Origin of the sequence: Streptomyces sp. NPDC058576, assembly GCF_042718715.1 — a bacterium.
Classification (GTDB): domain Bacteria; phylum Actinomycetota; class Actinomycetes; order Streptomycetales; family Streptomycetaceae; genus Streptomyces.
Map to the genome: position 1 here is coordinate 73844 of NZ_JBHXPF010000018.1, position 19077 is coordinate 92920.

At 68.6% G+C, this 19077-nt stretch carries 13 protein-coding genes; 9 read left to right on the forward strand and 4 right to left on the reverse strand.

The window, feature by feature from the left end:
• Positions 1-81: 81 nt before the first annotated feature.
• Genes ACFWRV_RS15610 through ACFWRV_RS15620 form a run of 3 tightly spaced genes read right to left on the reverse strand, consistent with a single transcriptional unit; the run spans position 82 to position 3202 of the window.
• Entirely contained in the window at positions 82-978 is an 897-nt protein-coding gene (locus tag ACFWRV_RS15610) for a carbohydrate ABC transporter permease (protein ID WP_384334106.1), read from the reverse strand.
• Positions 975-1955: a carbohydrate ABC transporter permease gene (locus ACFWRV_RS15615; RefSeq protein ID WP_384334109.1), complete on the reverse strand. Its 981-nt coding sequence runs from the start codon at positions 1953-1955 to the stop codon at positions 975-977. The genes ACFWRV_RS15610 and ACFWRV_RS15615 overlap by 4 nt, the downstream gene beginning before the upstream one ends.
• Before the next feature lie 2 nt (positions 1956-1957).
• Positions 1958-3202, reverse strand: coding sequence for a sugar ABC transporter substrate-binding protein (locus ACFWRV_RS15620; RefSeq protein WP_384334112.1), 1245 nt, complete (start codon positions 3200-3202; stop codon positions 1958-1960).
• Positions 3203-3471: 269 nt separating this feature from the next.
• Here ACFWRV_RS15620 and ACFWRV_RS15625 point away from each other — a divergent pair, with 269 nt between their 5' ends.
• Entirely contained in the window at positions 3472-4485 is a 1014-nt protein-coding gene (locus tag ACFWRV_RS15625; RefSeq protein ID WP_384334115.1) for an acetylxylan esterase, read from the forward strand.
• Positions 4486-4604: 119 nt separating this feature from the next.
• Here ACFWRV_RS15625 and ACFWRV_RS15630 read toward each other — a convergent pair whose 3' ends face one another.
• Positions 4605-5675: a LacI family DNA-binding transcriptional regulator gene (locus ACFWRV_RS15630; RefSeq protein ID WP_384334118.1), complete on the reverse strand. Its 1071-nt coding sequence runs from the start codon at positions 5673-5675 to the stop codon at positions 4605-4607.
• A gap of 429 nt (positions 5676-6104) precedes the next feature.
• Between ACFWRV_RS15630 and ACFWRV_RS15635 the strand changes: the two genes are divergently transcribed.
• From ACFWRV_RS15635 to ACFWRV_RS15670, 8 genes are all read left to right on the forward strand, one after another.
• Positions 6105-8561, forward strand: coding sequence for an ABC transporter substrate-binding protein (locus ACFWRV_RS15635; RefSeq protein WP_384334121.1), 2457 nt, complete (start codon positions 6105-6107; stop codon positions 8559-8561).
• A gap of 364 nt (positions 8562-8925) precedes the next feature.
• Positions 8926-10800, forward strand: coding sequence for a translational GTPase TypA (gene typA / locus ACFWRV_RS15640; protein WP_371625727.1), 1875 nt, complete (start codon positions 8926-8928; stop codon positions 10798-10800).
• A 549-nt stretch (positions 10801-11349) separates the two neighbouring features.
• On the forward strand, positions 11350-12966 hold the full coding sequence (locus ACFWRV_RS15645) for an ABC transporter substrate-binding protein (protein ID WP_384334124.1): 1617 nt from the start codon (positions 11350-11352) through the stop codon (positions 12964-12966).
• Positions 12967-13094: 128 nt separating this feature from the next.
• Complete coding sequence (locus ACFWRV_RS15650; RefSeq protein ID WP_384334127.1) at positions 13095-14024, forward strand: ABC transporter permease; 930 nt, start codon at positions 13095-13097, stop codon at positions 14022-14024.
• A complete protein-coding gene (locus tag ACFWRV_RS15655) occupies positions 14017-14973 on the forward strand; it encodes an ABC transporter permease (RefSeq protein ID WP_384334130.1) in 957 nt (318 codons plus the stop codon). Before ACFWRV_RS15650 ends, ACFWRV_RS15655 begins: the two co-directional genes overlap by 8 nt.
• 11 nt (positions 14974-14984) lie before the next feature.
• Complete coding sequence (locus ACFWRV_RS15660) at positions 14985-16043, forward strand: ABC transporter ATP-binding protein (RefSeq protein WP_384334133.1); 1059 nt, start codon at positions 14985-14987, stop codon at positions 16041-16043.
• The gene (locus ACFWRV_RS15665) at positions 16036-17178 is read left to right on the forward strand and encodes an ABC transporter ATP-binding protein (RefSeq protein ID WP_384334136.1); all 1143 of its coding nucleotides are present in this window, start codon (positions 16036-16038) and stop codon (positions 17176-17178) included. Before ACFWRV_RS15660 ends, ACFWRV_RS15665 begins: the two co-directional genes overlap by 8 nt.
• A 163-nt stretch (positions 17179-17341) precedes the next feature.
• Entirely contained in the window at positions 17342-18970 is a 1629-nt protein-coding gene (locus ACFWRV_RS15670; protein WP_384334140.1) for an ABC transporter substrate-binding protein, read from the forward strand.
• Positions 18971-19077: the final 107 nt, after the last annotated feature.

The following is a 19077-nucleotide window of genomic DNA, read 5'->3' on the forward strand; positions in this document are numbered from 1 at the left end:
GGTGGTGTGGGGTGTGGCCGCGCCGGGGTTCCCACGGGGTGGGGCGCGGTCTCTGTTACGTGGAGTGCCTGGGCGGGAGCGCTACTTCATGCCCGCCGTGGCGATGCCCTGGGTGAAGTGCCGTTGCAGCGCGATGAAGACGATCAACACCGGCAGCACGATCAGGAAGGCCCCGGCCATCAGCATTCCGTTGGAGCCGCCCGCCTTGTTGGGGTCGGTGGCGAAGGTCGCGAGGGCGACCGGGAGGGTGTACTTCTCGGGGTCGTTGGTCGCGATCAGCGGCCAGACGAAGTTGTTCCAGGAGCCCAGGAACGTGAAGATCGAGAGCGTCGCGAGGGCGGGCTTCACCAGCGGCATCACGATCCGCCAGAAGATGTACCACTCGCTCGCGCCGTCCATCCGCGCCGCTTCCAGCAGCTCGTCCGGGATCGACTGCATGAACTGCCGCATCAGGAAGACCCCGAAGGCCCCGGCGGCGAAGGGCAGCACCAGACCCGCGTAGCTGTCGATCAGCTGGAGCTTGCTCATCAGCACGAACAGGGGCAGCAGCATCAGGTTGCCGGGCACCATCAGCGCGCCCAGCACCAGGCCGAAGATCTTGTTGCGGCCGACGAAGTTCAGCTTGGCCAGGGCGTAGCCGAGCATCGAGCAGAAGACCAGGTTCGAGACGGTCACCAGGACCGCCACGATCACCGAGTTCATGAAGTACAGCGGCAGGTCCAGCTTGTCGAGCAGCTGCCGGAAGTTCGTCAGGGTCCACTCGGTGGGGATCCACACGGGTGGGCTGGCCGACAGCTCGCTCTGCGTCTTGAAGGCGGAGATCCCCATCCAGAGGAACGGCGCCGACATGACCAGCAGGCCGAGCGAGAGAAGCGTGTAGATGACGGGGCGCGAGGCGCTCCGCTTCTTCGGGGCCCTGGACTTCGGGGCCCGGGACTTCAGCGGCTCGACCGGTGCCTTGCTGCTGGTGGCGCTCATTTCGTGTTGTCCTTCAGCAGTCGGAGCTGGAGCACCGTGATGCCCATGATCACCACGAAGAGGACGTACGCCATCGCGCTCGCGTAGCCCATGTGGAAGAAGTTGAACCCTTCGCGGTACATGTTCAGCGAGACCGTGAGGGTCGAGTCGGACGGGCCGCCCTGGGTCATCACGAACGGCTCCTCGAAGACGTTGAGGTAGCCGATCGTCGTGATCACCGTGGCGTAGAGGACCGTCGGGCGCAGGAGGGGGATCGTGATGGACCGGAACTCCTGCCAGACGCTCGCGCCGTCGAGCTTCGCCGCCTCCCGCACCTCGGTGGGGATCGCCTGGAGGCCGGCGATGAACAGCACCATGACCGTTCCGACGTTCCGCCAGACGGCCATCACGATCAGCGACGGCATCGCCAGCGTCTCGGAGCCGAGGAAGTCCGGCGCGGTCCACCCGACTTCGGAGAAGAGCCCGGCGATCAGCCCGTCGCTCGGGTCGAGCACGAACCGCCAGACGACGGCCACCGCGACGATGGTGGTGACCACCGGGGCGTAGAAGCCGACCCGGAAGAAGGTCCGCGCCCGGTCGATGCCGTTGTTCAGCAGGACGGCGACGACCAGCCCGATCCCGATCGTCAGCGGCACGCCGACGACCACGAAGTATCCCGTGTTGAAGAGGGACTTGAGGAACTTCTCGTCGCCGAAGAGCTCGACGTAGTTCTCGAGGCCGATGAACTCCGCCTCCCACGGGCGCGTCACGTTGCGCAGCCCGAAGTCGGTGAAGCTCATCGCCAGCGTGGCGAGGATCGGGAACGCCATGAAGACGGCGAACAGGACGAGGAACGGGGTGGAGAACAGCCAGCCCGCCGCGTTCTGCACGCCCAGCGTCCGCTTGCGGCGGGGGCCGCCCGCGGTGGCGGGGGAGGGCGTCGCCCCTGCCTTCGCGGGCCGGGCGTCCTTCTCGGTCGTGGTGGTCGAGGTGCTCATGGCTACTGCTTCACGAGGCCTTCGATCTCGGACTGCGCGGTCTTCAGCGCGTCCTCGGCGGAAGCCTTGCCCTGCGTCACCTTGGCGATGGCCTGGTCCACCTGATCGGTGATCTCGGTCCAGTTGGCCAGGGACGGGGAGGACTTGGCGGTGTCCATCTGCTTCTTGAAGGTCTGCAGGTCGGCGTCGTCGGCGAGGACGCCGGACTCCCACGCGGAGGTGTTGGCGGGCAGGTCCTTCGTCCGCTCGTACCAGTCGGACTGACCCTTCGTGTCGGTCAGGTACTGGATGAACTCGGTGGCCGCCGCCTTGTGTTCGCTGTCCTTGGAGACCACGAGCGAGGAGCCGCCGGCCATCGAGGTGGAGGAGGCGTCCGCAGGAACGCCTGCGATGGCCCACTTGCCCTTGATCTGCGGCTGGCCCTCGTTGAGCAGCGTCACGTGCCAGGGACCGCCGAAGAACATCGGGACCCGTCCGTTGCCGAAGTCCTTCACCACGTCGTAGCCGGGCTGGACGGACTTGTTGGAGAGGCCCTTGTCGAAGTAACTGCCGTACTCCTTGAGCGCCTTGACCGCCTCCGGGCTGTCGATGACCGCCTCGCCCCGCTCGTTGACGATCTCACCGCCCGCCGAGTACAGGAAGGAGTAGAAGTTCTGCACGGTGTCCAGGCCGCTGGGCTGGATGGACAGCCCCCACTTCGTACCGGCCTTCTTCTGGTACGCGGTCGCGAGGTCCTGGAGCTGCTTCCAGTTCGCCGGGGCCGCGCTCACGCCCGCCTTCTCGGCCAGGTCCGTGCGGTAGTAGAGGACCCGGGTGTCGACGTACCACGGCACGCCATAGGCGGTGCCGTCCACCTCGCCCTGCTCCCAGCCCGCCGGGAAGAAGGCCTTCTTGTCGAAGACCTTGGTGTCCACCGGCTCCAGCACGCCCAGTTCGGCGAACTCGCCCAGGTAACTGCCGCCCATCTGCGCCACGTCGGGCAGGGTGCCCGCCGCCGCTGCCGAGACGAGCTTCTGGTGGGCGACGTCCCAGCCGATCGGGGTCACCTTCACGGTGATGTTCGGGTTGGCCTTCTCGTAGACCTCGGCCACGTCCGCGAGCTTCTCGCCCTCGGCCCCCATGGCCCACACGGTGAGTGTCTGCTTCTCGTCGGCCGCGACGTCGCCGCCGGAGGAGCCGCAGGCGGAGAGGGTCACGGCGAGCGCGAGCGCTAGGCCGGCGGGAGCGGTTCTGGCGATGCGGGACATGGGAGGGCTCCTCCTTGAGCAATCCGGATGCTGCGCTATGTATGCGCTGCCTGTAAGCGCATACATCACTCTGCGCCAGTCGTTCGCGAATGCGCAAGAGGGTGCTGGGTCACACTCGTGCAACGTGCTCGACATCCCGGCGACTTGTCGTCGTTCCGGCGCTGTCGTTGAACCGTAAACGCGCTGTTTGTGGAACAACAGGCGATGTGACCGATTCGTCGTGCCGGGGGTCGGAGTCCCGCCGGAGAGTCGGCGTCTACCCTCGCGGCATGGCCTCATCCGTCGCGCTCTCCCACGGCTTCGCGTTCGACCCGGCCTACGGGTACGACGCGCCGGACGCCCTTCTCGGCATCCCCGCCCCGCCCGCCCCCGACGACTTCGACGCGTTCTGGCGGGGCCGCTTCGCGCGGGCCCGCGCGGTGGACCCACGGCCGGTCCTCGGCCCGGTGGAGGAGGAGCGCGACGGTGTGCGCATCCACGGCGTCGCCTTCACCTCCGTGGGCGGCGTGCGGCTCGGCGGCTGGCTCGCGCTGCCCGCCGAGGGTCCTGTCCGGTACGGATTCGTCGTCGGGCACGGCTACGGCGGCCGCCAGGAGCCCGGCCGGGACCTGCCCGCTCCGCTGCCCGGGGCCGCCGCGATCCTGCCGTGTGTACGGGGCATGGGGGAGCGGGGCCGGGTGGCGGACATCCCGGACCTGGCCGACGAGCATGTCCTGCACGGGATCGGCTCCCGCGACACGTACGTCATCGGGGACTGCGCGGCCGACCTGTGGTGCGCCGCCTCCGCCCTCACCGCACTCGTACCGGAGCTGGCGTCGGCCGGCCTCCCGGGCGGGCCCCGGCTCGGCTATCTCGGCGAGAGCTTCGGCGGCGGGCTCGGCGCCCTCGCGCTGCCCTGGGACGGCCGCTTCGGCGCGGCCCAGCTCACGGTCCCCACCTTCGGCAACCACCCGCTGCGCCTGACCCTGCCCTGCGCGGGCAGCGGGGAGGCGGTCCGGGCGCACCACCGCGAACACCCCGGGGTCAGCGGCGTACTCCGCTACTTCGACGCGGCGACGGCGGCGACCCGGCTGACGCTTCCCACGCTGGTCGCGGCCGCGCTGTTCGATCCGTCCGTGCCGCCGCCGGGGCAGTTCGCGGTGCACAACGCGCTGGCCGGGGAGCGTGAGCTCCAGGTGCTGACGGCGGGGCACTTCGCGTACCGGGGGATGGCGGCCGAGGCGGCGGAACTCGACGCGCGGCGGAGGCGGTTCTTCGGGGAGCGGCTGACGCCGGCGGCCTGAGGGGCCGGCCGCTCCCCGGGGCCCCGGGGCTCAGGCGTCCGGGCTGCGTCCCGGGTACGGGCTCAGGCGTCCGGGCCGCGCCGAGGTGTCGACGGCCCGGCAGCGGGGAACGGCCCGGCTCAGCCGCAGCCGCAGCTCGCCCGCCGCGTCACCGAGACCGGCAGCTCCAGCGAGACCGGGGCGCGGCCCGGGTCTGCCAGGCGCCGCACCAGCAGCTCCACCGCCTCCTCGCCCAGCTGCCGGATCGGCTGGCGGACGGTCGTCAGGGGCGGGCGGACGATCCGGCTCAGCGGGATCCCGTCGAACCCGGTCACGGCGATGTCCCCGGGCACCCGCACCCCGCGCCGCTCCAGCGCCTGGAGCGCGCCGACCGCCATCTGGTCGTTGGCGAACAGCATCGCCTCCGGCCGCTCCACCCCCGTACCCTCCGACCGGTCCAGCAGGGCCCCCGCCGCCAGCGCGCCTTCGGCCTGCGTCATCATCCCGGCGCGCAGTTCCGGCCGGGAGGGCACCGGAAGGCCCGCGTCCCGGCAGGCCTGCTGGAAGCCCCGGAACCGGGCCTGGGCGTCCGGCGAGTTCTCCTCGCCGCCGATGAACGCCAGCCGGCGCAGCCCGTGGTCCTCGATCAGATGGCGGGTCAGTTCCCGCTCGCCCTCGGCGTTGGCCACCACGATGTGGTCCAGGTGGTCGATCTCGCGCGGCCCGGCGAGCATCACCACGGGCAGCCGGCGCGATATCACCTCCAGGTCCGCGGTCGGCACGGTCCGCGCCAGTACGGCGAATCCGTCGACCCGCCCGGCGACCTTCGCCACCAGGCTCTCCGGCCCGCCGTCCAGCGAGGCGGCGATCAGCAGGGCGTAACCGTGCCGCCTGGCCGCCCGTTCCATGCCCCGGATGATCTGGTCGGAGTAGAGCATGACGGCCTGGTCGTCGTCCGCGTCGCTCGCGGCCGCGGCGGCCTCGGCGTCCTGGTCCGCGAAGTCCGGGAAGCACAGCCCGAGCACGCCCGTCGTCCGGCTGGCCAGGCCCCGGGCGCTGCCGCTCGGCACGTACCCCAGCTCGCGGGCCGCCTCCATGACCTTCTCGCGGGTCTGGGCGCGTACGGAATCGGGGTTCCGGTAGACCCGGGAGACCGTGGCGATCGAGACGCCCGACCGCTCGGCGACGTCGTACACCGTGGGGGCGCTCACTCGACCCACCGTCCGTCCGCTTCTTCCGCAGCCCACGTCCGGCGGCGCGGGGCTGGTACCGGGCCGGCGGTCTGCTCGCCGGGCGACGCGATCACGAGGCTCGTGAAAGCGCATTCACCCTAGATCCTGGGCCGCGCGAGGAGCAAGGTCACCCGGTGTCACGCGGACCGCTCGCGGGGGCACGGGGACCGGGTGCTCGGGGGCATGGGGCCGGGTACGCACGGACCCCGGCCGCCGGGTCGGGCGGAACGTTCCTCCGGGCGGGTGAGCTTGCGGCTCCCGCCCGCCGTGTCTGCGCCCTCTCGCGCGAGGGGGCGCTTTCAGTAAGCGGAAGGAATCAGTGTGATCAACTGCAAATGCCACTACATACGCACTATCCGGTCCATTCCGGTACAGGGTGGTCCGGGCCGTCCCCGGAGGTAATCAGCCATGTCCCACGTCGGCGTCCCGCGCGGGACGGTTCGAAAGCGCCGAACGCTCGCGCTCCTCACGACCGGAGTGCTCACGATCCCGGTGCTGGCGGGCTGCAGTTCCGGCGGCGAGGAGACCTCCCGGGGCGTGCCCCAGGACATCGCACCCGCCGCCCGCGAGACGGTCACCGACGGCTCCACGGTGAACTGGGCGGTCGACGCGCTGCCCGCCACCTTCAACGCCTTCCAGGCGGACGCGGACAGCGCCACGACCCGGATCACCGGAGCCCTGCTCCCGACCCTCTTCCCGATGGACAAGTCCGGGCAGCCGAAGCTCAACCCGGACTACCTGGAGTCCGCGAAGGTCATCGAGCGCGAGCCGAAGCAGGTGGTGCTCTACAAGCTCAACCAGCAGGCCGTGTGGAGTGACGGGCGGGAGATCGGGGCCCCCGACTTCGTCGCCCAGTGGCGGGCTCTCAGGGGCAAGGACTCCGCGTTCTGGACCGCCCGCAACTCCGGTTACGAGCGGATCGAGAAGATCGAGCGGGGCGCGGACGACCTCCAGGTGCGGGTCACGTTCTCCAAGCCGTACGCGGACTGGCGCTCGCTGTTCTCGCCGCTCTACCCGAAGGAGATCACCGGCTCGCCGGACGCCTTCAACGACGGCGCGCGCACCGCCCTGAAGAACACCGCGGGCCCCTTCGTCCTGCGCGCCGTCAGCAAGGCCAAGGGCACCGTCACGCTGGCCCGCAACCCGCGCTGGTGGGGCGACAAGGCCAAGCTGGACACCCTCGTCTTCCGGGCGGTCGCCGCCGAGGACCGCACCCAGGCCCTCACCGACGGCAAGGTGCACATCGCCGACATCGACGCGGCCACCGCCGACCGCATCACACTCGCCCGCCGCGACCGGGGCAACAACGGCCAGCCCCTCGCCCACGGCCCGGGCTCCCAGATCACGCCCGCCGAGGCCCTGCGCTCCTGGGCCCAGGCGCACGGCAGCAACGAGAAGACCGCGGAGATCGCGCAGGTCGCCCGGGAGAAGAACCGCAAGGCCGTCGTCGCGTACGCCGCGGAGCAGAAGGCCCTGCGCGATTTCGCCGTCCGCAAGTCCCTGGAACCCGCCTACACGCAGCTCGCGCTGAACGGCGAGTCCGGCCCGCTCGCCGACGACCGGGTCCGCCGGGCGGTGGCCCGCGCCCTGGACCGCCAGGAGCTGGCCCAGACCGTGCTGGGGCCGCTGGGCCTTCCGGCCAAGCCGCTCGGCAGCCACCTCGCCCTCGCGGGCCAGCCCGGCTACAAGGACGGCAGCGGGGCGCTCGGTGAGCAGAACGCCAAGGAGGCCCAGGCCCTGCTGGCCGACGCCGGCTGGACCTTGGGCGGCGCGGCCGAGCCGCCCAAGGACACCAAGGCGGGCAGCGAGGCGGAGAAGAAGGGCGACAAGGACGCCGACGCAGACGCGGAGAAGAAGGGCGACAAGGACGCCGACGCAGACGCGGAGAAGAAGGGCGACAAGGACGCCGAGGAGGACAAGGACGCCAAGAGCGAGAAGGACGGGAAGAAGTCCGCGGAGGAGGGCCCCGAGGACTCCGCCGACTCCGCCGCCGAGCGCGAGAAGGCCGGCCAGGCCTCCGAGGACAGCGCCGCCTCCCGTGCCGAGGGCCTCTACATCGTGGGCGAGGACAACAAGCCCGGCGCCCCCGCCCCGGCCTCCGCCGGCGCCGCCTCCGCCGTCCACGTCCTGGCCCCCGCCCGGACCGCCGCCACCCAGGGCGCCGCCCTGCTCCGCCAGGCCGGCACCGCCGGTGCGGACGGCGCCGTCGCCGCCCAGGACAAGCAGCCCGGGGGAGCCGCCGGAGCGTACGCCCCCGTCGGCACAGCCGCCCCGGCGCCCGCCGCGGCCAAGGGGCAGCTCGGCAAGGACGGCAAGGCGCTGACCCTGCGCTTCGTCCTCCCCTCCGGACCCGGCTCCCAGTCGCTGCGCAGCGTCGGCGACAAGATCGCCGTGATGCTGGAGAAGATCGGCATCGGCACGGAGATCACCAAGGTCCCCGACGAGAGCTACTTCAAGGACCACATCGCCTCCGGCGCCTACGACCTGGCGCTCTACTCCTGGCCCGCCACCGCCTACCCGGCGACCGACGGACGCCCGATCTACGCCAAGCCGGAGCCCGCCACCGACGGATCGCTCCTCGTGGAGCAGAATTACACCCGGGTCGGCACCGACCACATCGACCAGCTCTTCGACCGGGCCGCCGCAGAGCTGGACGAGAAGGCCGCGCGGGAGCTGATGAAGCAGGCGGACGCCCGGATCTGGGCCGCCGCCGGATCGATTCCGCTCTTCCAGCGCCCGCAGCTCGTCGCGGTCGACCAGCAGCTCGCGAACGTCGGGGCGTTCGGTTTCGCGGCCCCCCGGTATCAGGACATCGGCTTCAAGAACCGGCAAGCGGCAGGTTCCCCCGCAGACCGCAAGAAGTAGCGGGCAATCACCACACCCTCCCGACGCCAAGCTCAGATGCTCCTCAAAACCCTTGCCCGCCGGTTCCGCCGGCGGGCAGTGTGGTGTCTGCCCTGACCCGGGCCGTTCATCGCTTCACCACTCCTCACCCCCCACAGCTCCGCCGCGTTCCGGCCACATCGATGGCCCGGCCGCTCCTTGACACCGGCTGAATATCGCCTGAATCACACGGGAAGACCGCTTCCGCGGATCGGCCCGGGAAGCCCGGCGCGCCCGAGGCCCGTACGATGGGACGAGCCGTGGCGTGCCGCCCGGCGGGCGTACGAGGACTCGAAGACCGACTGAGACGCCTGATCCCACGATCCGAGAGAAGCGCAAGCCACCCATGCCCACGCGCCACGACATCCGTAACGTAGCCATCGTCGCCCACGTCGACCACGGCAAGACCACGCTGGTCGACGCCATGCTCAAGCAGGCCGGAGCGTTCGCCGCCCACGCCGCCGAGCACCTCGACGACCGCATGATGGACTCGAACGACCTGGAGCGTGAGAAGGGCATCACGATCCTCGCCAAGAACACGGCGGTGAAGTATCACCCCAAGGACGGCGGGGACCCGATCACGATCAACATCATCGACACCCCCGGCCACGCCGACTTCGGCGGCGAGGTCGAGCGCGGTCTGTCGATGGTGGACGCGGTCGTGCTGCTCGTCGACGCCTCCGAGGGCCCGCTGCCCCAGACCCGCTTCGTGCTGCGCAAGGCGCTGGCCGCGAAGATGCCGGTCATCCTGTGCATCAACAAGACGGACCGCCCCGACTCCCGGATCGCCGAGGTCGTCGACGAGACGTACGACCTGTTCCTCGACCTGGACGCGGACGAGGACCAGATCGAGTTCCCGATCGTCTACGCCTGCGCCCGTGACGGCGTCGCCTCGCTGACCAAGCCCGAGGACGGCACCGTCCCGCCGGACAGCGAGAACCTGGAGCCGTTCTTCAACACCATCCTGTCGCACGTCCCGGCCCCGGAGTTCGACGCCGACGCGCCGCTCCAGGCCCACGTCACCAACCTGGACGCCGACAACTTCCTCGGCCGTATCGCGCTCTGCCGCGTCGAGCAGGGCGAGCTGCGCAAGGGCCAGACCGTCACCTGGATCAAGCGTGACGGCACCATGTCCAACGTCCGCATCACCGAGCTGATGATGACCGAGGCGCTCACCCGCAAGCCGGCCGAGGTGGCGGGCCCGGGCGACATCTGCGCCGTCGCCGGATTCCCGGACATCATGATCGGCGAGACCCTGGCCGACCCCGAGAACCCGATCGCGCTCCCGCTGATCACGGTCGACGAGCCGGCCATCTCGATGACCATCGGCACCAACACCTCGCCGCTCGTCGGCAAGGGCGGCAAGGGCCACAAGGTCACCGCCCGCCAGGTGAAGGACCGCCTGGACCGCGAGCTGATCGGTAACGTCTCGCTCCGCGTCCTGGACACCGAGCGCCCCGACGCCTGGGAGGTCCAGGGCCGTGGTGAGCTCGCGCTGGCCATCCTGGTCGAGCAGATGCGCCGCGAGGGCTTCGAGCTGACCGTCGGCAAGCCCGAGGTCGTCACCAAGCAGATCGACGGCAAGACCCACGAGCCGATCGAGCGCATGACGATCGACTCGCCGGAGGAGCACCTCGGCGCCATCACGCAGCTCATGGCGACCCGCAAGGGCCGTATGGAGACCATGACGAACCACGGCTCCGGCTGGGTCCGCATGGAGTGGATCGTGCCCTCCCGCGGCCTCATCGGCTTCCGTACGGAGTTCCTGACGCAGACCCGCGGCACCGGCATCGCGCACTCGATCTTCGAGGGTCACGAGCCGTGGTTCGGCGAGCTGCGCACCCGTCACAACGGCTCGCTGGTGGCGGACCGTTCGGGTTCGGTCACGCCGTTCGCGATGGTCAACCTCCAGGAGCGCGGTGTCATCTTCACCGAGGCAGGCACCGAGGTCTACGAGGGCATGATCGTCGGCGAGAACTCCCGCGCCGACGACATGGACGTGAACATCACCAAGGAGAAGAAGCTCACCAACATGCGTGCGGCCTCCGCGGACACCACGGAGAACGTGGTCCCGGCCCGCAAGCTGTCGCTGGAGCAGTCCCTGGAGTTCTGCCGCGAGGACGAGTGCATCGAGGTGACCCCGGAGACCGTGCGGATCCGCAAGGTCGTCCTGGACGCCAAGCAGCGCGGCCGCACCGCCTCGCGCGCCAAGCACGGCTGACCCGGCAGGCCCGCAGGCCTGTGAGGACCGCCCGGACGCCCCCTGGAGGGCTGCCGGGCGGTTCTGCGTACCGGCCCGGGCGCCCTGGAGCCGCACGCTCCGCATGCGGAGATTCGCCGCGTCCTCCGGGACCCGTCGGACGGTCCGTCAGCACAGGCATTGACAGAAGGCCCGGCCCACCACGGACACTGTGGTGGGCCGGGCCTTCGTCAATCCCTTTTCCTGACCAGGGTGTCCGGATATCGGGGGTCGCTCTCCGGAACATGTGTTAACAGTCCGTTTCGGGCGTGTCTGTCTGGGATCGCTTTGTCCGGATTTCGGGCACACAGGCGGGTCTGATGTTGTCAAACCGAGACCCTTTAAGTGTGGTTTACAGCCCGGCCGTACTCAATAGTTGGCTCCATTGAGCTCGGGTCAATGGGTCACGCACTGTGGGGAGTGCCGACTCACGAGCACACTCGGGGCACTGAACGATCACCGTCAGGGGTGTCGGTGAATCTCTCCAGTGCCCTTCTTGTAGTCAAAAGTGGACTCATGAGGAGGAAACCCATGCGCGGTGCCAAGAGCGCCAAGTGGGTCGCGGGAGCGGCCGTCATCGCCCTGGCCGCGACTGCCTGTGGCGGCGGTAGCAGCGACGAAGGCAAGAAGAACACGTCAGGTCAGCCCGCCGGTTACGTCTCGATCGACGTCGGTGAGCCCCAGAAGCCTCTGATGCCGGCCGACACGAACGAGAGCAACGGCTCCTACGTCATCCAGTCGCTGTTCACCCAGCTGCTGGACTTCGACGACAAGGGCGAGATCGTTCTCACGAACGCCGAGTCCGTCGAGACCGAGGACTCCCAGACGTGGACCGTCAAGCTCAAGTCCGGCTGGAAGTTCCACAACGGTGAGGCCGTCACCGCGCAGTCCTACATCGACGCGTGGAACTGGTACGCCAACGTCGAGAACAAGCAGCAGAACGCGTTCTGGTTCTCCGACATCAAGGGCTACGAGGACGTCCACCCCGAGAAGGGTGCGCCCAAGGCCAAGGAGATGTCCGGCCTGAAGGCGGTGGACGACACCACGTTCACGATCGAGCTGAGCAACAAGGTCCCGTACTTCAACTACAAGCTCGGCTACGCGACGTTCGCGCCGCTGCCCAAGGTCTTCTACGACGACCCGAAGGCGTTCGGCCAGAAGCCGATCGGCAACGGCCCGTACTCGTTCGAGAAGTGGACCCACAAGAAGCTCATCCAGGTCAAGGCCTGGGACGAGTACCAGGGCCCGAACAAGGCTGCCAACAAGGGCATCCAGTTCAAGAACTACTCGACCGTCGAGGCCGCGTACTCCGACGTCATCTCCGGCAACCTGGACATGATCCGCCAGGTCGGCCCGCGTGACCTCCCGAAGTACAAGACGGACCTCGGTGACGGCGCGATCGACCAGCCGTACGCGGCGATCCAGTCGCTGAACCCGGCGTTCTACTCGAAGACGTTCAAGGACATCGACCCCAAGGTCCTCCAGGGTCTGTCCATGGCGATCGACCGTGACACCATCACGAAGACCGTCCTGAACGGCACGCGCATCCCGGCGACGAGCTTCACGCCTCCGCAGGTCAAGGGCAACCAGACCCTCGACTCGGACATCCTGAAGTTCAACCCGGCCAAGGCCAAGGAGCTCATCAAGGCCGGCGGCGGTGTCCCGGAGAACAAGATCGCCATCCAGTACAACGCCGACGGTGGGCACAAGGAGTGGGTGACCGCTGTCTGCGAGTCCATCCGCAACGCCACCGGGGTCGACTGCGTGGGCGACGCCAAGCCGGACTTCCCGACCGACCTCGAAGCGCGTGACAACAACGAGGTCAAGAGCTTCTACCGCGGTGGCTGGGTGGCCGACTACCCCGTCAACGTGAACTTCCTCAAGGAGCTCTACCACTCCAAGGCTGAGTCGAACAACGGTCGGTTCGCCGACAAGGAGATCGACGAGCTGATGGCGAAGGGTGACAAGGCGGAATCCCTGGAGGAGTCCGTCGCCGCCTACCAGGAGGTCGAGAAGGCCCTGGTGGACAAGATGCCCGCCATCCCGCTCTGGTACTACGCCATCAACGGCGGCCACGGCAAGAACGTCGACAACGTCAAGGTCGACTTCCACGGTGACCTCGAACTGACCGGCGTCACCACCAAGTAACGCCTGCGGGTCATTCCCCAACTGGCCGTCATCCGCCCGCGCTGGCCATCGGCGCGGCCGGAGGCACGGGGGTCGTCTCTGCCAAGAGGCGGCCCCCGCGCCGCAGTTATCCCCACACGGAGGCACCCATGGGGCGCTATGTCGCACGACGACTGCTCCAGATGATCCCGGTCTTCATCGGGTCGACCCTGCTGGTCTTCCTGATGATGTACGCACTGCCCGGCGACCCCGTCAGAGCACTTGCCGGTGAACAGCACGTAGATGCTTCGCAGATCGCCGCCCTGAAGGCGGATCTGGGCTTGGACCAGCCGATCTGGCAGCAGTATTTGAACTACCTGGGCAATCTGTTCCAGGGCGACCTCGGCAACCAGATCGGAACGCAGCGCCCGGTCGCCGAAGTCATCGCCGACGCCTACCCGATCACCGTCAGACTGGCGATCTTCGCCTTCGTCTTCACGGTCGTCGCCGGGATCTCGCTCGGCATCATCGCGGGCCTCAAGGCCGAGTCCCTCCGGGACCGCGGCCTGCTCGGCCTGACGCTGGTGCTGATCTCCATGCCGTCCTTCGTGCTGGGCTTCCTCGTCCAGTACTTCTTCGCGTTCCAGCTCGGCATCGCCAAGCCCAACGTGAGCCTCGAACCGACGAACACCGAGTTGATCATGCCGGCCATCGTGCTGGCGTCGCTGTCACTCGCGTACGTGGCCCGGCTCACCCGTACCTCGGTCGCGGAGAACATCCGCGCCGACTACATGCGTACGGCGATCGCCAAGGGCCTGCCCCGCCGCCGTGTCATCGGCGTGCACCTGATGCGCAACTCGCTCATCCCGGTCGTCACCTTCCTCGGCACCGACATCGGCGCCCTGATGGGCGGCGCGATCGTGACCGAGGGCATCTTCAACATCAAGGGCGTCGGATCGCTCGTCTTCGAGGCCCTGTCCAAGCGTGAAGGCGCGACCGTCGTCGGCGTCGTGACGCTGCTCGTCATCGTCTATCTCGTCTGCAGCCTGCTCGTCGACCTGCTCTACGCGGTCCTGGACCCGAGGATCCGGTATGCCTGACACCACCGCACTCACCAAGAGCACCGACGTTCCGGCCGCCGTCGACGCGACGTCCGCCGCGACGGACGCCGGCCCCGCGCCCGGCAAGCCGCGCAGCCTCTGGTCGGACGCCTGGCACGACCTGCGCCGCAACCCGCTCTTCCTCATCTCGATGGTGCTGATCCTGCTGCTCGCCGTCATGGCGATCTTCCCGGGGCTGTTCACCAGCGCCTCGCCGCGGGACGCCAACCTGGCCGAGCACTACCTCCAGCACCCGAACTGGGGCCACTTCTTCGCCCCCGACTGGCTCGGATACGACGTCCAGGGACGCTCGATCTACGCGCGTGTCGTCTACGGAGCCCGCGCCTCGATCACCGTCGGCGTGGTCGTGACCATCGCGGTCACCATCACCGGCCTGGTCATCGGCATGATCGCCGGCTACTTCGGCGGCTGGATCGACACGATCCTGTCCCGCATCACCGACGTCTTCTTCGGCGTCCCCTTCATCGTCGGCGCCATGGTCATCCTGACCACCTTCGAGGAGCGCTCCGTCTGGGTCGTCATCCTGTCGATGGCCTTCCTCGGCTGGACGTCGATCGCCCGTGTCGCCCGTGGCTCGGTCATCACGATCAAGCAGGCCGACTACGTGGTCGCCGCCAAGGCGCTCGGCGCCTCCACCACCCGGATCCTGACGCGGCACATCCTGCCGAACGCCATCGCTCCGGTGATCGTGGTCGCCACCATCGCACTCGGCGGTTACATCGCCGCCGAGGCCACCCTGTCGTTCCTCGGCATCGGCCTCGCCGAACCGACGGTCTCGTGGGGCATCGATGTGTCCGCTGCGAAGGACCAGCTCCGCAACGCGCCGTACGTCCTGGTCATCCCCTCGGTGATGGTCTCGATCACGGTGCTGTCCTTCCTGATGTTCGGCGATGCGGTCCGCAACGCCCTCGACCCCAAGATGCGCTGAGGGAGGCGTTCGTGACCACCATCGACAAGACGGCTCACGTCCCCGCACCGCGGGAGTCCGTGAGTGGCGACGGTCCACTGCTCGACGTCCGTGACCTGCACGTGGAGTTCCACACCCGCGACGGTGTGGCCAAGGCGGTCAACGGTGTGAACTACACCGTCAGCGCCGGCGAGACGCTCGCGGTGCTCGGCGAGTCCGGCTCCGGCAAGTCCGTGACCGCGCAGACCATCATGGGCATCCTCGACATGCCGCCCGGGAAGATCACGCAGGGCGAGATCCTCTTCCGCGGCCAGGACATGCTGAAGATGTCCGCCGAGGAGCGCCGGCAGATCCGCGGCCGCAAGATCGCGATGATCTTCCAGGACGCGCTGTCCTCGCTGAACCCGGTCCTCTCCGTCGGCTACCAGCTCGGCGAGATGTTCCGCGTGCACCAGGGCCTGTCCAAGAAGGAGGCCAAGGCCAAGTCCATCGAGCTGATGGACCAGGTCAAGATCCCGGCGGCGGCGGCCCGTATCTCGGACTACCCGCACCAGTTCTCCGGCGGTATGCGCCAGCGCATCATGATCGCCATGGCGCTGGCCCTGGAGCCCGACCTGATCATCGCGGACGAGCCGACCACCGCGCTCGACGTGACGGTGCAGGCCCAGGTCATGGACCTGCTGGCCGAGCTCCAGCGCGAGTACAACATGGGTCTGATCCTGATCACCCACGACCTCGGCGTCGTCGCCGACGTCGCGGACAAGATCGCCGTGATGTACGCGGGCCGGATCGTGGAGACGGCCCCGGTCGGCGAGCTGTACAGCCGCCCGGCGCACCCGTACACCAAGGGTCTGCTGGACTCGATCCCGCGCCTGGACCAGAAGGGCCAGGAGCTCTACGCGATCAAGGGCCTCCCGCCCAACCTCACGCGGATCCCCGCGGGCTGTGCCTTCAGCCCGCGCTGCCCCAAGGCACAGGACATCTGCCGTACCGAGATTCCGCCGCTCGCACCGGTGACCGAGCAGGATGGCCTCGAGCTCGTCGGCCGCGGCAGCGCGTGCCACTTCTGGAAGGAGACGATCCATGGCTGAGCTCAAGAAGGAGCCCGTGGACGCCACCCCGAACGTCTCCGACGTGGAGCCCGTGGACGCCGCGACCGAGGCGGAGGCCGTAGCCGCCATCGACGCGCCCGTCAGCCAGGGCGAGCCGATCCTCCAGGTGCGGAACCTCGTCAAGCACTTCCCGCTGACGCAGGGCATCCTCTTCAAGAAGCAGATCGGCGCGGTCAAGGCCGTCGACGGGATCTCCTTCGACCTGTACGCCGGTGAGACCCTCGGCATCGTCGGCGAGTCCGGCTGTGGCAAGTCCACGGTCGCCAAGCTCCTGATGACGCTGGAGCGGGCGACGGCCGGCGAGGTCTTCTACAAGGGCCAGGACATCACCAAGCTGTCCGGGCGTGCGCTGAAGGCGGTGCGCCGCAACATCCAGATGGTGTTCCAGGACCCGTACACCTCGCTGAACCCGCGGATGACGGTCGGCGACATCATCGGGGAGACCTTCGAGATCCACCCCGAGGTGGCCCCGAAGGGCGACCGGCGCCGCCGGGTCCAGGAGCTCCTGGACGTCGTGGGTCTGAACCCGGAGTACATCAACCGGTACCCGCACCAGTTCTCCGGCGGTCAGCGCCAGCGCATCGGGATCGCCCGCGGCCTCGCGCTCAACCCGGAGATCATCATCTGCGACGAGCCGGTCTCCGCGCTCGACGTGTCGGTGCAGGCGCAGGTCATCAACCTGATGGAGAAGCTCCAGGACGAGTTCAACCTGTCCTACCTCTTCATCGCGCACGACCTGTCCATCGTCCGGCACATCTCCGACCGGGTCGGCGTGATGTACCTCGGCAAGATGGCCGAGATCGGCACGGACACGCAGATCTACGACCACCCGACGCACCCCTACACCCAGGCGCTGCTCTCCGCGGTCCCGGTTCCGGACCCGTCGGCCCGTGAGGGACGCGACCGGATCATCCTGACCGGTGACGTTCCGTCACCGGCGAACCCGCCCTCGGGCTGCCGCTTCCGCACCCGGTGCTGGAAGGCGGAGGACCGCTGCGCGACGGAGGAGCCTCTGCTGGCGATCCCCGAGCGGTTCGTCGCGGGAGCCACGCCCGCCACGCACGAGTCGGCGTGCCACTTCGCCGAGGAGCGGGACGTCGTGCACGCGGCGTAGTCGCTTGTCGTCGCTGAATGGCAGATGCCCGGTTCCCCCAGGGGGCCGGGCATCGTCGTGTCCGCGAGCCCTCCTGCCCGTACGGGGCAACACCACATGCGATGCATGCCGTTATGCGGTGATATGAGGCATTGAGCTACTCGATGACTCTAGGAGGCACTTCATGCGCGCAGCCACACAGGTCAGGTGGGCCGCATGTGCGGTGGCCGTCGCCCTGGCAGCGACGGCCTGCGGCGGCGGTGGTGACGGCGGCAGCGGCGGCGCCGACGGCATCGTCAGCTCCTCCTGGGGAGACCCGCAGAACCCGCTGGAGCCGGCCAACACCAACGAGGTCCAGGGCGGCAAGGTCCTCGACATGGTCTTCCGCGGGCTGATCCGCTACGACCCGAAGACCGGCGAGGCCCAGAACATGATCGCCGAGTCCATCGACTCGACGGACTCCCAGAACTTCACGGTCAAGCTCAAGGACGGCTGGACGTTCTCCAACGGCGAGAAGGTCACCGCCAAGTCCTTCGTCGACGCCTGGAACTACGGCGCGGCCCTGAAGAACAACCAGAAGAACGCCTACTTCTTCCAGTACATCGAGGGCTACGACCAGGTCCACCCCGAGTCCGGCTCCGCCTCCGCCGAGACCCTGTCCGGCCTGAAGGTCGTCGACGACCTGACCTTCACCGCCAAGCTCACCCAGAAGTTCTCCCTGTGGCCCGACACCCTCGGCTACTCCGCCTTCGTCCCGCTGCCCAAGGCGTTCTACGACGACCACGACGCCTGGCTCTCCAAGCCCGTCGGGAACGGCCCTTACACCATCGAGTCCTACGCCAAGGGCTCCTCGATGAACCTGCGCAAGTGGGACGACTACCCGGGCGACGACAAGGCGAAGAACGGCGGCGTCGACCTCAAGGTCTTCACCGACAACAACACGGCTTACACCGACCTCACCGCGGGCAACCTCGACCTCGTCGACGACGTGCCCGCCTCCCAGCTCCGCAACGTCGAGGCGGACCTCGGCGACCGGTACATCAACACCCCCGCCGGCATCATCCAGACCCTGGCCTTCCCCTTCTACGACGCGGAGTGGGACACCGACGACGCGCGCAAGGTCCGCCAGGGCCTGTCGATGGCGATCAACCGGCCGCAGATCACCGACCAGATCTTCCAGAAGACCCGCACCCCCGCCTCCGACTGGACCTCCCCGGTCCTCGGCGCGGACGGCGGCTTCAAGGAAGGGCTCTGCGGCAAGGAGTGCACGTACAACAAGGCCGAGGCCAAGAAGCTGATCGACGACGGCGGCGGCATCCCCGGCGGCCAGCTGAAGATCTCGTACAACGCGGACACCGGCTCCCACAAGGAATGGGTCGACGCCGTCTGCAACAGCATCAACAACGTCATGGGCAACAACAAGGCCTGCGTCGGCGGCCCCGTCGGCACCTTCGCCGACTTCCGCGCCCAGGTCTCCACCCAGAAGCTCACCAGCGCCTGGCGCGCGGGCTGGCAGATGGACTACCCGCTGATCCAGAACTTCCTCCAGCCGCTCTACTACACCAACGCCCCGTCCAACGACGGCAAGTGGAGCAACGAGGAGTTCGACGACCTGGTCGACAAGGCCAACGCCGAGAGCGACAAGGCGAAGGCCGTCACCACCTTCCAGGACGCGGAGAAGATCCTCGTCACCGAGATGCCGGTCATCCCGCTCTGGTACCAGAACGGCAGCGCCGGCTACTCGGACCGGGTCGACAACGTCGCGCTGAACCCGTTCAGCGTCCCGGTCTACGAAGAGATCACCGTCAAGTGACGCGCTGAGCGACGCGGACGGCCGGGGACCCCGCCACCCGGCCCCCCGCCCTCAGCACACCCAGAAACACCTCTACGAACGCCACCCCCCCCCCCCCCCCGCCCGCA

Bases quoted from the DNA above. Each gene is read 5' to 3' on its own strand.
- ACFWRV_RS15650 (WP_384334127.1), top strand. From the start codon at position 13,095: ATGGGGCGCTATGTCGCACGACGACTGCTCCAGATGATCCCGGTCTTC.
- ACFWRV_RS15655 (WP_384334130.1), top strand. From the start codon at position 14,017: ATGCCTGACACCACCGCACTCACCAAGAGCACCGACGTTCCGGCCGCC.
- ACFWRV_RS15670 (WP_384334140.1), top strand. From the start codon at position 17,342: ATGCGCGCAGCCACACAGGTCAGGTGGGCCGCATGTGCGGTGGCCGTC.
- ACFWRV_RS15635 (WP_384334121.1), top strand. From the start codon at position 6,105: ATGTCCCACGTCGGCGTCCCGCGCGGGACGGTTCGAAAGCGCCGAACG.
- ACFWRV_RS15645 (WP_384334124.1), top strand. From the start codon at position 11,350: ATGCGCGGTGCCAAGAGCGCCAAGTGGGTCGCGGGAGCGGCCGTCATC.
- ACFWRV_RS15620 (WP_384334112.1), bottom strand. From the start codon at position 3,202: ATGTCCCGCATCGCCAGAACCGCTCCCGCCGGCCTAGCGCTCGCGCTC.
- typA (WP_371625727.1), top strand. From the start codon at position 8,926: ATGCCCACGCGCCACGACATCCGTAACGTAGCCATCGTCGCCCACGTC.
- ACFWRV_RS15625 (WP_384334115.1), top strand. From the start codon at position 3,472: ATGGCCTCATCCGTCGCGCTCTCCCACGGCTTCGCGTTCGACCCGGCC.
- ACFWRV_RS15615 (WP_384334109.1), bottom strand. From the start codon at position 1,955: ATGAGCACCTCGACCACCACGACCGAGAAGGACGCCCGGCCCGCGAAG.
- ACFWRV_RS15610 (WP_384334106.1), bottom strand. From the start codon at position 978: ATGAGCGCCACCAGCAGCAAGGCACCGGTCGAGCCGCTGAAGTCCCGG.
- ACFWRV_RS15665 (WP_384334136.1), top strand. From the start codon at position 16,036: ATGGCTGAGCTCAAGAAGGAGCCCGTGGACGCCACCCCGAACGTCTCC.